This window comes from Actinomadura sp. WAC 06369, from assembly GCF_003947565.1.
GTDB classification, from domain to species: Bacteria; Actinomycetota; Actinomycetes; order Streptosporangiales; family Streptosporangiaceae; genus Spirillospora; species Spirillospora rifamycini.
In genome coordinates, this window is sequence record NZ_QHJN01000198.1 from 1 (window position 1) to 13,493 (window position 13,493).

13 protein-coding genes and 2 pseudogenes are annotated in these 13,493 nt (G+C 67.7%); 6 read left to right on the plus strand and 9 right to left on the minus strand.

Annotation, left to right across the window (positions count from 1 at the left end; genetic code table 11):
* The first annotated feature begins 165 nt into the window (after positions 1–165).
* From DMH08_RS34370 to DMH08_RS34385, 4 genes are all read left to right on the plus strand, one after another.
* Complete coding sequence (locus DMH08_RS34370) at positions 166–435, plus strand: hypothetical protein (RefSeq protein WP_125620232.1); 270 nt, start codon at positions 166–168, stop codon at positions 433–435.
* 641 nt (positions 436–1,076) lie between these two features.
* A complete protein-coding gene (locus DMH08_RS34375; protein WP_125620234.1) occupies positions 1,077–2,243 on the plus strand; it encodes a hypothetical protein in 1,167 nt (388 codons plus the stop codon).
* Positions 2,244–2,293: 50 nt separating this feature from the next.
* Positions 2,294–2,998 (plus strand): ParA family protein, encoded by a 705-nt coding sequence (locus DMH08_RS34380; RefSeq protein WP_125620236.1) that lies wholly within the window; start codon positions 2,294–2,296, stop codon positions 2,996–2,998.
* Complete coding sequence (locus tag DMH08_RS34385; RefSeq protein ID WP_125620238.1) at positions 2,998–3,900, plus strand: hypothetical protein; 903 nt, start codon at positions 2,998–3,000, stop codon at positions 3,898–3,900. Before DMH08_RS34380 ends, DMH08_RS34385 begins: the two co-directional genes overlap by 1 nt.
* 295 nt (positions 3,901–4,195) lie before the next feature.
* Here DMH08_RS34385 and DMH08_RS34390 read toward each other — a convergent pair.
* The 3 genes and pseudogenes from DMH08_RS34390 to DMH08_RS34400 all read right to left on the minus strand — a co-directional run.
* Positions 4,196–4,514 (minus strand): annotated as a pseudogene (locus DMH08_RS34390) (IS982 family transposase); the annotation flags it as partial.
* Between the two features lie 144 nt (positions 4,515–4,658).
* Positions 4,659–5,183 carry a hypothetical protein gene (locus tag DMH08_RS34395; RefSeq protein ID WP_125620239.1) on the minus strand — a complete coding sequence of 175 codons (525 nt, stop codon included), beginning with the start codon at positions 5,181–5,183 and terminating at the stop codon, positions 4,659–4,661.
* Positions 5,180–5,428 carry a hypothetical protein gene (locus DMH08_RS34400; protein ID WP_125620241.1) on the minus strand — a complete coding sequence of 83 codons (249 nt, stop codon included), beginning with the start codon at positions 5,426–5,428 and terminating at the stop codon, positions 5,180–5,182. Before DMH08_RS34400 ends, DMH08_RS34395 begins: the two co-directional genes overlap by 4 nt.
* 660 nt (positions 5,429–6,088) lie before the next feature.
* Here DMH08_RS34400 and DMH08_RS34405 point away from each other — a divergent pair.
* Positions 6,089–6,577, plus strand: coding sequence for a hypothetical protein (locus DMH08_RS34405; RefSeq protein ID WP_125620243.1), 489 nt, complete (start codon positions 6,089–6,091; stop codon positions 6,575–6,577).
* Between the two features lie 168 nt (positions 6,578–6,745).
* Here DMH08_RS34405 and DMH08_RS34410 read toward each other — a convergent pair whose 3' ends face one another.
* Complete coding sequence (locus tag DMH08_RS34410) at positions 6,746–7,246, minus strand: AAA family ATPase (protein WP_125620245.1); 501 nt, start codon at positions 7,244–7,246, stop codon at positions 6,746–6,748.
* Between the two features lie 73 nt (positions 7,247–7,319).
* Between DMH08_RS34410 and DMH08_RS34415 the strand changes: the two genes are divergently transcribed.
* Positions 7,320–7,676 (plus strand): hypothetical protein, encoded by a 357-nt coding sequence (locus tag DMH08_RS34415; protein ID WP_125620247.1) that lies wholly within the window; start codon positions 7,320–7,322, stop codon positions 7,674–7,676.
* Positions 7,677–7,901: 225 nt separating this feature from the next.
* Here DMH08_RS34415 and DMH08_RS34420 read toward each other — a convergent pair whose 3' ends face one another.
* The 5 genes and pseudogenes from DMH08_RS34420 to DMH08_RS34440 all read right to left on the minus strand — a co-directional run bounded on the left by DMH08_RS34420 (position 7,902) and on the right by DMH08_RS34440 (position 13,033).
* Complete coding sequence (locus DMH08_RS34420) at positions 7,902–8,858, minus strand: hypothetical protein (RefSeq protein ID WP_125620249.1); 957 nt, start codon at positions 8,856–8,858, stop codon at positions 7,902–7,904.
* A gap of 1,106 nt (positions 8,859–9,964) precedes the next feature.
* Positions 9,965–10,351, minus strand: coding sequence for a lamin tail domain-containing protein (locus DMH08_RS34425; RefSeq protein WP_199748141.1), 387 nt, complete (start codon positions 10,349–10,351; stop codon positions 9,965–9,967).
* A 473-nt stretch (positions 10,352–10,824) separates the two neighbouring features.
* Complete coding sequence (locus tag DMH08_RS34430; RefSeq protein WP_233617985.1) at positions 10,825–11,895, minus strand: pentapeptide repeat-containing protein; 1,071 nt, start codon at positions 11,893–11,895, stop codon at positions 10,825–10,827.
* Between the two features lie 569 nt (positions 11,896–12,464).
* Positions 12,465–12,665 (minus strand): annotated as a pseudogene (locus tag DMH08_RS42090) (sigma factor-like helix-turn-helix DNA-binding protein); the annotation flags it as partial.
* Between the two features lie 56 nt (positions 12,666–12,721).
* The gene (locus DMH08_RS34440; RefSeq protein WP_125620257.1) at positions 12,722–13,033 is read right to left on the minus strand and encodes a hypothetical protein; all 312 of its coding nucleotides are present in this window, start codon (positions 13,031–13,033) and stop codon (positions 12,722–12,724) included.
* Positions 13,034–13,493 lie beyond the last annotated feature (460 nt).

Consider the following 13,493-nt stretch of genomic DNA (forward strand, 5'->3'; position numbering starts at 1 on the left):
CCCGCGGCTGGTGGTGGCCCTGCTGATCGCCGCCGGGGTCTGCCCGCCCCCCGCCGACCCGACCGACCGGCAGGCGTACCTAGACCTGGCCCACGCACTCGGCGACGGCCTGGACACCCTCCCTCGCCGCCGCCCCAACAGCCCGGAGCCCCAGGAGGCCACGCGATGATCCCCGAACAGATCCACGACCTGACCCGGCGTGCCGAGGCCGTCCACCCCGACGAGCCCGTCGCCACCGCCCGCGAGGTCTTGGACCTCATCGAGACCGCCCGCACCGCGACCGCCGACGCCGCCATGCACAGCGCGGCCGTCGACCGCGTCCGCGGCCTCGGCGAGGAATGGATCCGCAGCCGGGACATCCAGCAGGCCGCGCACGGCCGACTCGTCCTGGCCGCGATCGGCGGCCGCCAGGCCGCCCTCACCGGCCTGATCTAGACCGAGCCCGGTCCGTCGCCCCGTCGCGGACCGGGCTCTCTTCGGCCCGCCAAATCACACCAGTCACATGCCCATCAGGAGAGGCCAGTGCCCACGAGCGCCGCTCCGCAGCATTTCGTCGCCGCGGCCGCCGACGCCGGCGTGGCGACGAATCCAGATGAGCCGGTGGGGAGGGCTGCGACGCGTTGTATCCGATCCGCGCCGCTTCCGGGACTCCAGGGCGCCAGAGGACTAGGCTCGGCGCCGACTGTTCTTCTCCGCCCCCACTCGGAGGTCCCCGGACAAAAGAAAGAGCGCCCCGTAGGGCGCCCCGTCAAAACAATCTCATACCTGGTCCGCTTGACCGTCTCTCGTGCCCCTACCCGTGGCTGCCAACCATCGGAGCGCGAGCGACAGATCGAGCCTGTCTTTGAACGTCGGTGATGACGATAGCACCCGTCCCCGGCGCTGGTCTCGCATGCGCGCGTGACACGCCGAACAGTTCTTCTTCCCGTGCTCAGCACGTTACGTCCCGTCCTGGCCGCGGTCGCGCCCGTCCGCACCTGTCCGCCGGCGTCCGCCGCGGACTGGTAGGCCAGGCCCCCGACCAGGCCCGCGCGGCCCGCTCGCTCGCCGAGACCTGGCGTGCGCTCCGCCGGGACGTGCGGCCGCTGCTGCACTGGCGCCGCCGCGACGCCCGCCGCAACTTCTACGCCGTGGCGCGCGTGCTGCTGCAGTACGCCGACTGGGAGACGCTCCGGGCCCGCCCCGGGCACACGCTCATCGCCGAGAAGACGGGCGTGTGCACGCGCACCGTCGCCCGCTACATCGATGCCCTGCACCAGTGGGGCTATCTGATGACGACCGAGCTGGGCACCACCCCGAAGATCCGTGCGGGCCGCACATTTGGCCACGACCCGTACGAGGGCAACCGGGCCCAGGAGTACCGCCTGTGCGTGCCCGTGTGGATGACTCGGGCCGGTCTGGAGGACTCCACCACCCCCGCCGACGGCCCGCATCCCGAGATCGTTCACGAAGTCGCAAGTCAGAACCATAATTTGCGAACTGTCCACCCTTCCCGCTCTGCACGTAGTGCAGAGACGGGAAAACATGGGGCTTCCCGCTTGCGTCACCCTGAGGTGACGCGCGCGCGCGTGCATGCGCGCGCAAGAGCGGCCTGCGGTCACGGGCGGCCTGCGGCCGGGAAACCCAAGACCCAGACGGCGCGACGGCGGCAGGAGTGGCGATCGGCGGCGGCCGCCGTCGCCCAGGTGTGGCGGGCACTGCCCCGTGAGCTGACCGAGCGGCTCGCCGACCACGAAGCCGACCGGCTCGCCAACGAGCTCGCCCGCCAGCTCACCCACCGCACCGTCGCCGAGCTCACCGAGCGGATCACTCGGCACTGGGAGTACTGGCGCTACAAGCTCACCGCCGACGTCGTCCGCTCCCCCATCGCCATGGCCCACCGGATGGTGCGCCGCGACTACGACTGCACCGATATCCGCTGCGAAGACGGTTGGCAACTCGACCACGACGCGGCCTGCAAGGCGTGCGCCCTGACCGTCCGAGAGCGGATCGGCGCCCAAGACGCCGCTGACGGCCCGTCGCGCGGTTGCCCGGATCACCAGCCGGAGCAGCCGGACAACAACGCCAGCAGCACGCACGAGACGCACCTGCCCCCACCCGCCGCCAAGGTCGTCACCGAACGCCACACCGCAAACCACGCGGCCGCTGCCGAACGTGGCGCGGCGCTGGCCCGACGACTGCTCCGGTCCAACCCTCGTCCCGGCCAACGGCTTTACAGCGTCAAGGAGGTGGGTCGGTGCTGATCAGGCGCGGTTACGGGACCATTCGGTTCCGATGTGGGACGGTGAGCGCCATGAGCACCGATGCCACCGCTCCGAGCGGCGCACCCGGTCCGGACCATGCCCGGACCACGGACAGCTACCTGATCACCATCGCGAACCAGAAGGGCGGCGTCGGCAAGACGATGCTGACGCTGTCGTTGGCCGCCCACACCGTCAAGGCCAACGGCCGGGCGTTCGTCTGGGACATCGATCCCCAGGCCAACGCCTACGACCTCACCAGCGTGATGGACGACCCCGGCTACGAGGTCGTCCACGAACAGGACCCCGACCGCGTCGACGACGTACGCCGGCTGCGCGGGTTCGACACCGTGTTCGTGGACTGCCCCGGCAGCCTTGAGGGCCGGGACATCCTGTCGCGGATCGTCCGCGCGTCTACGTTCGTGCTGATCCCCTACGACCACGAGCCCGAGTCCATCCTGCCGACGCTGCGGACCGCGCGGCGCGTTGCCGAGATTGGCGTCCCGCACGCCGTGGTGGTCACCAAGGCCAACCCCCAGGTCGGCGCCGACCACGTCCTGGACGCCTGGAAGACGCTGAAAGACCAAGGCATCCCGCACTTCCGGTCGTTCGTCCGGCAGTACCGGGCCTGGCCCAACTCGCTCAAGGCTGGCGTGCCCATCACTCGGTGGAACGAGCGATACGCCCCCAAGATCCGGGAGGACGTCGCCGCCGTACACACCGAACTGCTGCTCAACATCGGCCGCGGAGCCCGGTGATGGCCGCCGACAAGAAGCGCCGCGGGTTCGACGAGCTGATCGCCCGCCGAGAGGAACTGGCCGACGTCTCCCCGCCCTGGACCGCCCCCGCCCACGACACAGGTTCCGCCGGGTCAGCGGCCGAAGGCATCGCTGTACCCGCCGAGACGGACCTCAGGCTGAGCGCCGAGGAGATCGTCAAGAGTCTTCCCGCGCCACACGACCCGCTATCCACCGGGCCCGAACTCATCCCCCAGGAGCGCGAAGAGCTGGAGCTCTACGAGAACGCGCTGAACCTTGCCGGCGAGATGTTCTGGGTCGAAGGCCACAGCCTCCTCGGCATCTCGAGGGGCGAACTGTGGCGGGAGACGCACCCGTCGTTCAAGGCCTACCTTGCCGACCGCGACATTTCACCGCGCCGTGCCTACCAACTCATGGAGGTCGCGCCACTCGGGGAGTACCTGCACGGGAGCCTGCGAAAAATTTTTCACTCGGTCGTCCTCAACGAGGCCCAGACGAAGACGCTACTTCCACTGGCCAAGCGCCATGGCGAGGAAGCAGCAGCATTCGTTATGGAGACCGTCCTGCGGTCAGGACAGAAGGTCACCGCCGCCTTGCTCAAGGGCGCGCTCACTGTCCTTCCCCTTGACCGGTTCGACCGGCAGGAGGTTGAGAAGCTGCTGCAGGAGTACCTGACCGCCAAGCAGCGTGTACTGCCCGCAGAGTCCTCCGAGGGCGATGCTGACCCCGCAGAAGCTTGGCCAGCCGAGGCCGACCGGCTCCGGACCGTGGTGCGGCGTGTGGTCAGCCGACCCGAGTTCCGGGCCGCTGCCCGCGCCCGTCCTGACGAAGCTCGCGCCGTCGTTGCCGAGCTGCGCACACTTCTGGACGAAGTCGAGGCGGCCGCCTTGACTGAGGAGTGAAACTCGAAGGCAGCAAGCATCCCAGTGGCGCCCTGCTTGGGCGAGGGCGCCACTGGGGCCTCTTACGTGGTGACGTAGTCCCGCGTCCTCGAGGAACTGGTGCCGGGATCGGATGCCAACGCGGGATCGGTGAGCAGCGCCGCAGCGGCAATGTCCACGGTCTGTATGACATGCTCGCGCGCCCATATCTCCGCCGACCCGCATCGAGCACAGGTCGGCGGCCCTCGCGCGCAATTCGTCTAGATCATTGATGGGGGTTTTCGCGTGCCCCGGTCAGTGGTCATAGGCGATCAGTGATCGTTTGGCGCAGCCAGCCGGGGAAGACCACGGCCTGCGGGCGGGCTTGTCTTGGCGGACGGGGCGGATGAGGACGTGGCCCAGGCTGGCGGGGGCCTTCTCCGCCCCGGCCCCGGTGAACCCCTTGTCGCACACGATCGGGCACGGCCCCGGCGCGGCTTGCTGGATGTGCAGCAGGTGGATTGCCTGCTTGCGCTCGTCCATTTCCTTGGGGTGTGCCAGGTCGAAGGAGCACGCCGCTCCCTCGGCGGTGGTGATCAGCATGAGCTTGGCGCCCAGTAGAAGGCATGGTGGGACTTGTCCATGCCATAGCCGGAGTCCTTCACCATGCCGGCTGCCGGTTCAGCAAACCCCTATCAAACGATCTAGCGGTCCGAGCCCGCCCATGCCCGCCTCCGCTTAGCCCTTGCCGCCGTCGATGGCAAGGCATCCCCTCCCGGCTTACAGGAGGAAAGTAACGACTATCCCACTGCGTCGATGAGTTCACGGAGTGCCTTGCGCTGACCAGACGGAGCCCTTTGCAGAACACGTCGAGCACGCAGAAGGACGTCCGCCTCGGCGACGGCCGAGGCAGTCTCTGCGGCTATCACGTCGACGTCGCCAAGCCGCGCGTCTGCCAACCACTGCGCAACCTTTGCCCAAGACCACATGCGGTTCAGGGTCGGCGCAGGGAAGTTGCCGGGGCCACGCTTACCGGTGATCCAGTGGCTGACGGCCTGGCTGCTTCTCCCAGCTCGCTCGGCGATGTCGTCAATCGTGACCAAGTCCTCCACGACTCCGGTTACCTGCAGACCGGCTTCGTTGGTGTCGGTGATCGCAGTGAGAACCGCGTCTATGGCGTTGCGGGCCTCGCGAGAGAAGCTGACAATGCCGCCGCGGGTGTCGCCAGCCAGCATCGCGTCACCACAGCGCGAGTACAGGCGGTCGGCAGCCTCCTCCAGGTTCTGGACCGGGCCGACCTGCAGTTCGAACCAGTAGGTGCTCATCCGTTCTCGCCCTCCCTACGTGCTTCTGCTTGCGCCTCGTGTCGAAGCATCTTTTTGCGAATTTGCTTTGCTTGGTTCTCATCCGAGGCGGGTGAGCCGTTGATGCTGAACGGAGGCGAACAACATTCGGGGCCGTCCGGGCATGCTGCGCGGGCGTAGGCGTGAGCATGGCCTTGCGTGTATGTGATTTGCCATCCCGCTTCTTCCAGTTCTTTGATGGCTGCCCGCGTATGCTTGCCCGGCATGTATGAATGATACTACACATGTATGCTGGCGCCAACCTCGGTGTTGGCCAGCGACCTCGCGGGCGGCCGTGGGTGCATCCCGAGCGCGGCCAGTGGGTCTACACCTCTCAGCAGATCCTCGGACGGCGTCAGGACTCGCCGGACAGCAGGGACGGCAGCCGGTAGGGCGTGGCCGAGCATCGCCTGGACGCGGTCGACGGGACTCTGGCGTCCAGCAGCAAGGTGGCGGTAGTGGCGGCACAGGACGTGCGGGGTGAGTCCGGGCGGGGTCGACACCGGCGGCGTGGGCGGCGCGGCGCAGTGCGGTGGTGAGCCGCCACCGGTCCAGCGGCCGCCCGTCGGCGTGGCGAAGACGAGCTCGTGCGGGGCGTGGCCGTCCAGACGCAAGCCGCTTCCCCGCCTCGCTCGGCAACGAGGGAGCGAGCATCGGAACAAAAGTCCCGCTCATCGGGCTGGGTTGCACTGCAAACCTTCTCCAGGGACGGAGCTGGGGAATAGCATGTCCTCGGCAGATTGCGCCTGCCCGCTCCGAGTCATGGTGGCCCACGTCCATCGTGGCGGCGAAGACAAGGTTCCCCGAATCGCGCAGCAACGTTCCGCCAGGTCATCCGATATCTGCGGCGGGGTAGACGTGGGCTGTCCCGCGAGATGGAGCACGAGATGACCAGGGACCGTCGCCGCAAGGCCGAGATCCGCGTCTACCAGGCAGCCGCTGGGACGCCGTACATGGTGGCCCGTCGACAGGTCGCTCTGCCGACCCTGGCCGAGGTGATGCAGCAGCACCCGCAGCTCAATTACTTCGGCATCGGCGTCTTCGAGCCGCTTCGCAAGACGGCCGAGCAGCGCCGGACCGAACTCGCCGCCGGCCGCGAGGAGCTGGCCGGAAGCGAGGCCGTAGTGATGGAGACCGCCGCGTGGCTGCGCGAGAACATCACGCCGATCAAGACCCCCACCGTCGGCAGCTACGGCATGAAACACGTGATGGAGCATGCAACCGGCGTATATGTCACCAACGGCGAGTTCATCGCCGCTGCTCTCATCGCCGGCTACACCTTCAAGTACACGGTGCCGAACGTGCTGTTCGGCATGAGCGCTCGGGACGTGAAGCGGATGAACTCGGCGCCACGACAGCCCCGCCGCTACCGCTGACCCGCATTGGCCCCTTCCTGAAGAGCTGACGTCATGAGGCCATGAGGTCATGACGTCGTGAGCTCACGACGTCATGACCTCACCCTTGGGCGTAGACGCCTGGCCCTACCTCGGTAGATGGGGCGTAGAGGCCTCGGGTAGAGGGGCCTGGCCTGCGCGGTAGGCATCTCATGCGATCGGTGGTGGGGGTTCTTCGCCTTCGCCGTGCAGGGGTTCGAAGCGGGCGATGAAGTCGTCCAGGGCGGACTCGGTGACGGTGAGGGCGTTGGCGTCGGCGCGGCGGTTGCGTTCGGTCAGGCGCCGGGCCAGCTCCGTGCGGTCGACGTCGAAGTAGACCAGTCGCCACCGCGCCCCGGCCGCCTGGACCATCGCTTTGGCGGCGTCGCGGTCGGCGCGGCGCCACAGGCCGTGGTCCAGGACGACGTCGTGGCCGGACGCCGCGAGCTCCACCATCCGCCGGCAGACCTCCGCCAAGACCGGTGCCTCCTTGGCGGGGTAGTCGGGCTCGGGGTAGTCGACGCCGTACCGGCCGTGGCGGGCGAACACCAGCTCGTCCACACTCAGCCGAACCACCCCACGGGACTCCAACGTCTTGGCGAACGTGGTCTTCCCCGACCCGGTCAGCCCGGCCAGCAGCCACACCGTGCTAGGAGTACGCGCCGGCGTCATCACGTCTCCTCCTGGACAGTGGCGGGAGTCTCAGCCTGCAGTTAGCGTGCCGGGAGTGGCAGACCAACCTTCCTTGAAGACCATCGCACTGGACGTCCGCGAGTTGCTCCATGCCGCCGGGCTCATCGCGGACAAAGAGTCTCCGAAGGGAAGCGGCGGGTTCACCGTCTCCGTGGTGCGCGGCCGCGTTGAGGTGGGCTGGACGGCGTCGGACGACCTGTACGACCACTCGTTCGAACTGGAGCCCAATCAGCCCCAGCACCCGCTGGTGCAGTTCGAGAGGACGGCCACGGCCATCATGGAGCACGCTTTGGGGGAGATTCTGTACGCCGCTGGCTACGGCGTGGCGCGCGTCCCCGAGGCCGGGGACACCGACTCATTCGTCTTCGTATTGACCGAGCCAAGGGTCAAGCCGTGGAGAGCCTCCTGACCTGCAGCGCGGCTCAGGACCATCTCACCTCAGACCCGCACAAGACAGGCGCTGTCTTGGCGGGCTTCTTCGCTCCCTCGGGTTCCCCGGAGCGGGGAACCTTGCGTTCAGGCTGGTGAAAGGCGTGGGGCGGCGCACTGGGCGTCATCGTGGTCCGTCGTGCCCGCATGTCTCGCCGGTATCGGTTCCCCGGTCCGGGGAACCGGTTCGGCGCGGCCTTGGGCGTCAGGAAGCCTCCTCCTCGGGGAAGTCGTCGACGACGAGCAGCGGAGCCGTTTCCGTCGCCGGCAGGGGCGCGCGGAGGAAGTCGAGTTCGGCGTTCGCGCGGTCGAGGTCTGCGGCCAGGTGCGCGTTGGTCCGGGTGAGCCGGGCGATCGTCTTTTCTTGCCGTGCGAGCCGTCGCTCGAGGTCGTCGATCTGCCTGCGCAGGATCTGCCCGAGAGGCTTGTTCATCAGGTGAACGATCAGCCTCATGAACAGCTTGCGCTGCTCGGCGAGTCTGGCGTGCAGGAGGGCGATTTCTCCGCGGAGGTACTCGGTGTGCTCGTTGAGGATCTTCTTGTGCTGCTCATGCTGATCGAGGGCTTGCTGGAGGTCGTCGAGCGTGCGGTGCTGATCGCGCATGGCCTGCTCGAGGACAGCGATCTTCTGCTGGCCCTCGGCGATGATCCGTCCCTTGTAGCGGGAGACCTCGCCGTACTCCTGCTTGACCGAGGCAAGGTCGGTGGCCAGGCGGAGATGTTCCTTGGTGAGGCTTTCGACCTGCTGGCGCAGTTCGGTGACGACGTCGGCGAGTTGAGCCGCGTGCTGCCGGTCCGTCGCCGCCTGCCGGAGTGCCTCGTCGAGGCGGCGCTGCACCTCGTCGCGCTTGCGCCAGGCCTGGGCCAGGTCCTGCTCCAGGAAAGCGATCTGGTCCTTGTGGGTGGGAGGCCGCGGCGCCTGGACCGCGCACGCTTCGCGGTGCAGCCGGCGCAGGGTCTCGACTTCCTCCACCCGTACCGCGGGCGTGAACCCCTCCGTCAGCGGGCGGAGGATGTAGTGCTCCACCACCCGCCAATCGGGAACGTGCTCGCCGTTGAGGTAGGTCGCGAGCTTGCCATTGCCCACCCCGGCCGCCTTGATGAGCCGGTTGTGCGAGGTCCGTGCCCTAATCACCTCATCCAGATACTCGACGAATTCCACGACCGCCGGAACGTCGGCCCTGATGCCCCAATTGTCTTTTTTGTGTTGCGACACCGGGGGGTGTCACCTCTCCCTGTTGCTCGGGCTCCCCGGCCCGGGGGAGGAGGTAACCGCCCTGACCTGGGGGTCATTTGCGGGCGTTGGGGGTCCTCCTCCCCGGAACGGGGAAGAGGAAGCCTGCGAAAAAAGCGGCGCGCATGTGCGTTCCCCACTTCCGGGAAGACAGATCAAGCTACCAGGATCTTGAGTAACTCGTTCGAACAGACGCGCTCCGCTGTTCGCCAGAAAGAAATGAGCGGACGGGGGACCCGGGGCGCCAAGAAAAGGATCTTGGAGGAGAGAAGATGTCTGTCTGCAGTCCTCGCCGGGCGAGGGGGGCCCGCGGGCTGAAGCGGCGGCATGGTGAGGTCGAACGGCCCGGCCGTGCCGTCGAGCGCTCCAGCACCCCACCGGTGGAGCCGAAGGGACGGAACCGGCCCGGGCCGAGCCGGTGGCGAAGGTTCACGCGCAAGGCGAACCGGTTGGGCCAAGCGGCGATGTTCGCCGCGGTACGCGGAGCGGCCTGGACCCTGGGCGGCGCCTTCGGCGCCGGCGTCCTCTACTGGCTGACCCAGCGCTGAGCCCCCGGCCGGAGGACGGGCCTCCTGCCCAAGGAATTAGCGGTCCAGGAGGCAGGAGACCCGCTCTCCCAGCACACCCGATGCCCTACAACAGTGCAAGGCCACAACGGCGTTGCACAGGTCGAGTCCCGTCATCTCACAGTCGATCCAGACTGCGAGATCCGGCACTACAAGAAGACGAGAACCCCGCGTCGGCGTTCTTGGCGCGACCGGGCCATTGGTTTCGCCGGTTTGCGCGCGGGTCGATCAGCGTCACGCCACCATGGGCCGGCCACTGCCCCAGGGGCGAAAACGGCGCTGACGATTGAAGCTGGTCCCACACCGCCCATACACAGCCCATACCTGTGTATGGGCCACCTTGATAGGAGGGGGCTCGGTAGTGCTCCCGGCGGGTCTCCCACCCGGGCACACCTCATCGGCCAGCCCCCTAAAGCCCGGTCTCCGACGCGGCCACCATGGACCAAGGAGACCGGGCACCCGCCAGGGTCAGCAGTACTTCGACGACCCCGCGCTCGTCCAGGAGCACGAGTCTGCCGTCTTACCGCTCGGGTAGAGCAGGTAGGCGCTGTCGCCCGTGTTGTTCCACACGTACCCCGTCCCGCCCCAGTACCGGTGCGTCGCCGAGTTCGAGCCCTTCCCGGTGTGGATGTACACGCTCTTGCGGGCCCCCAGCGTGAACGTCCCGAACGTGTAGGTGTAGCCCGTCTTGTCCCGCAGCTTCACACCCTTCAGCTGCCGCGCCGTGGATGTGGCGTTGTACAGCTGCACCCATTCGCCGTTCAGGCTCGCGTTCGACCGGGTGTCCTTCCCTGGCGAGTCGAAGTACACCCGGTAGATCTGCACCGGCGACGCGGCCTCCGCTGGCACTGCCATCACTCCGAGCGCCGTTACCGCGGCCGCCGCAGTCGCGAGGACTCGTTTCACATGGGCCTCCCCGTGGTTGTTGAGGCACCAGTTGTAGCGGCAACTTGCTGGTAACACCGGGTGATGACCAACAGGGGACGGCACGTCAACCAACCATCCGGATCGGGCGTCACCTCGTGGTCGGCGGCGAGGGGAATCGCACCCCGGGGCCACCCGACCGGCCGTCCCCCAAGGAGCGGCCCGGACCGGGATCGAGGTCGAGTGATGACCTGTATGGGTCAGCGCTCCGGCACTTCCCATTCGGCGCGCTGGCCAGGAGGGCGTGGTGTCGTGACCTCGCCGTAGACCTTCACCCGGACGGCGCCGCCGTCGGTGACGACGGCGCCCAGTGGGCGTCGTCGAATTCCAGGGTCATGCTGGCTGTCGCCGAGGTGCTGTGGTGTAGCGCTGCGTCGTGCCTGGGCGCTGCACCCTGTTCCTGCTCACACCGGCGGCGGCCCGAATTGGGTTCTCTCGTCGATATGGGCGCCCGCCGCTCGTACGCTCGATTCCGTCAGGAGCGTCTCTCGTAGATCTGTGCCTGCCAGGTTCGCGCCGCTCAGCTTTGTACGGATCAGGATCGCGCCGGTCAGATTCGCGCCGCTCAGGTCGACCCCGGTCAAGTCCGCGCCGGTCAGGTTCGCCCGGGCCAGGTTCGCGCGGGCCAAGGACGCGTCGGTCAGGTTCGCGCCAGGCAAGTTCGCGTTGCCGAAGTCCACGCTGATGTCCAGGTGCACATCGACGGTCAGCGCGCGGACGAGGACCGCTTCGCGCAAGTCTGCGCTACGCAGGTTCGCGTAGGTCAGTTTCGTGCTGGTCAGGTCCGCGAGGATCAGGATCGCGCCGGCCATGTCTGCGCGGGTCAGGTCCGCGCGGCTCAGATCGGCAAGAGGCAGCTTCGCGCCGGTCAGGTTCGCGCCGGTCAGGTTCGCTAGCCGCAGGTCGAGCGGGTTGAAGTCGTGCTCGGTGTTGCGGCGGCCGATGACGGTGAGAGCACTCTGGATATCAGGCCGGAACCGTACGCGAACCGAGGCCGCGTCATTGGCCTCGTAGGTGCTCGGGGCTGGGGCGGTGTGGGCGTCGGGATCGTGGGAGTGCTCGCGGGCGAAGGCAGCCAGGACGGCGATGACGGTGGGGTGATCGCGCATCGAGTCGCGGGCGATGCGTTCCAGGGCGTAGACGCCGCCGAGGCGGATGTCAAGCTTGTCGGAGCCGAGCTGTTCGATGGCGGCGGTGTACCGTCCGGTCACCATGCCTTGTTCGGTCGCGGCGGCCGTCTGCTGGGCTGCGTCGCTGCTGGCGAGGGCGGCGCGGGCGGTGCGGGCGGTGAATACGATCGCCACGAGGGCGAGCAGGCCAGTGCCGATGGCGACCGCGCGGCCGCGGACCCGGTCCAGTGCCTCGGCCCGCTTGTCGGCCTCCAGTTCGTTGGCCTTCACCTTGTCGGCGTGCTCGAGGACCCACAGCGCGCCGGGCCCCAGCGCGATCCACAGCACCAAGGCGGCCGCGGTCAAGCCGACAAGGACGCCCAGGCACACCGGTGCCAGGCGCGCCGCCCGCCGGCCCCAGCTCCGGAGCAGTGGGGGGTGGTGTGGTTGGCTCACACCCGCTCAGACGGAACCCGCCCCGGAAGCGATCCCACAGGAGGCCGGGGAGTCTGCTCCTTCGGAGCTGCCCGGGCGGCATACCCGGCTGGCCGTCAACGGGGTGTCCGGTAAGGCTTGCGCTGGACCAGGGGCAGGGCGGCGAGACTCGTACTCCTAAGAGCTTCGCCGACGCCTGCCCTTGCCGGTCATCTTCTCTTGAGGCGGTTCTTGTTGGGCGATGATTTGGAGGCTTTGACCTTGGTCTTCTCGGTTTGGGCTTTCCGGATCCGGTAGGCGGCCTGTCGGCACCTGTTCGAGCAGTATTTCCGGGGACGTCCTGCTCTGGGGGTGCTCCAGGGGCCGCCTACATCCTGGGCGTAGTTCTTGGGGACGAAGCGACGTTGGCAGCTGCCGCACCGGATGACGCCGATCTGTTCATCCGTGGGAAGGCGGTCGTTCCTCCTGCGGAAGTCGATGAGGCCCCCGTCGGGAACAGCCAGTACACCTGTTCTGCTCGGGTGTCGGAGGCGGGCGATGGCCTTCTGCTCTATCTGCCGTATACGTTCCCGGGTGACCCCGTACGTCCGGCCGATCTCGTCCAGCGTCTGGGGCCGGCCGTCGGTCAGTCCGAATCTTAGGGTCAACACCCCTACCTCGCGCTGGGACGACAGGCCGTCCAACACGCGTTGGAGGAGCTCGTCTTCGCAGATGGCCAGCCGCGACGTCGGGTCGTTGAGGGTGCTGCGTCGCGGACTCACTGCGTCTGCCCTCCGCTGCCGGGTGCCTGTTCGACATTCTGCGGGATCGGTGCTGGCGATGCTGCGGGATCGGTTGGCAGCTGCGTGACTGCTGGGCCGGGCAGCCTGGTCAAGGACCGCGCCGTACCAGTCAGCAGCGGCGCCAGCGCGATGAGCACATTGGGCAGGTCACGAGCATCGGTCTTGTTGATCGCAGCCTTGGCGATCCGGTAGATCACGGCCGCGATGACAACGACTGTGAACAGCCAGGTGCCGACGAGCAGGACCGGCCAGGGCAGGGAAGCCAGCTCGGAAGTGAGGAGGGGCATCACGGTTCCTTTCGGAATGAGAACGGCCCCGCCGTCTGGCGGGGCCGTTCTCGTAGTGGGGGGGAGACAGCAAAAAAGCCCTCGACTCCCGCTAGGGACTCAAGGGCTTTATGGTGTCGGGCACACTACGGCCCGATCTGAGAGAGAGCATAGCATCCATCAGACTGCATTTCCCCTGTTCAGGCCTATGTGCAACTATGGCGACCTTTTCGTAACGCGTCTGCGCAGCTCCGGGATCCCAGTGCTTGACAAAGTCGTCCCGTGGCGCGACTGGGACGTTGAGGCAACTGAGTGGATAACTGTCGTTATCCGCTGAGATCCCTGGCAGACTCAGCGGATAACGACGCCCCCGGGCCTCCAGAACCCGGGCCGCGACTCAGCGGATAAGAACGGAGACCCTCGATGGCCGCGTCCGTCATCCCCTTCCGCGCCCCCGGCGACCCGCCGCCCGAACCCACCG

Coding starts and splice junctions, on each gene's coding strand:
- DMH08_RS34370 (WP_125620232.1), top strand. CDS start 166: ATGATCCCCGAACAGATCCACGACCTGACCCGGCGTGCCGAGGCCGTC.
- DMH08_RS34380 (WP_125620236.1), top strand. CDS start 2,294: ATGAGCACCGATGCCACCGCTCCGAGCGGCGCACCCGGTCCGGACCAT.
- DMH08_RS34385 (WP_125620238.1), top strand. CDS start 2,998: ATGGCCGCCGACAAGAAGCGCCGCGGGTTCGACGAGCTGATCGCCCGC.
- DMH08_RS34395 (WP_125620239.1), bottom strand. CDS start 5,183: ATGAGCACCTACTGGTTCGAACTGCAGGTCGGCCCGGTCCAGAACCTG.
- DMH08_RS34400 (WP_125620241.1), bottom strand. CDS start 5,428: ATGCCGGGCAAGCATACGCGGGCAGCCATCAAAGAACTGGAAGAAGCG.
- DMH08_RS34405 (WP_125620243.1), top strand. CDS start 6,089: ATGACCAGGGACCGTCGCCGCAAGGCCGAGATCCGCGTCTACCAGGCA.
- DMH08_RS34410 (WP_125620245.1), bottom strand. CDS start 7,246: ATGACGCCGGCGCGTACTCCTAGCACGGTGTGGCTGCTGGCCGGGCTG.
- DMH08_RS34425 (WP_199748141.1), bottom strand. CDS start 10,351: ATGGCAGTGCCAGCGGAGGCCGCGTCGCCGGTGCAGATCTACCGGGTG.
- DMH08_RS34440 (WP_125620257.1), bottom strand. CDS start 13,033: ATGCCCCTCCTCACTTCCGAGCTGGCTTCCCTGCCCTGGCCGGTCCTG.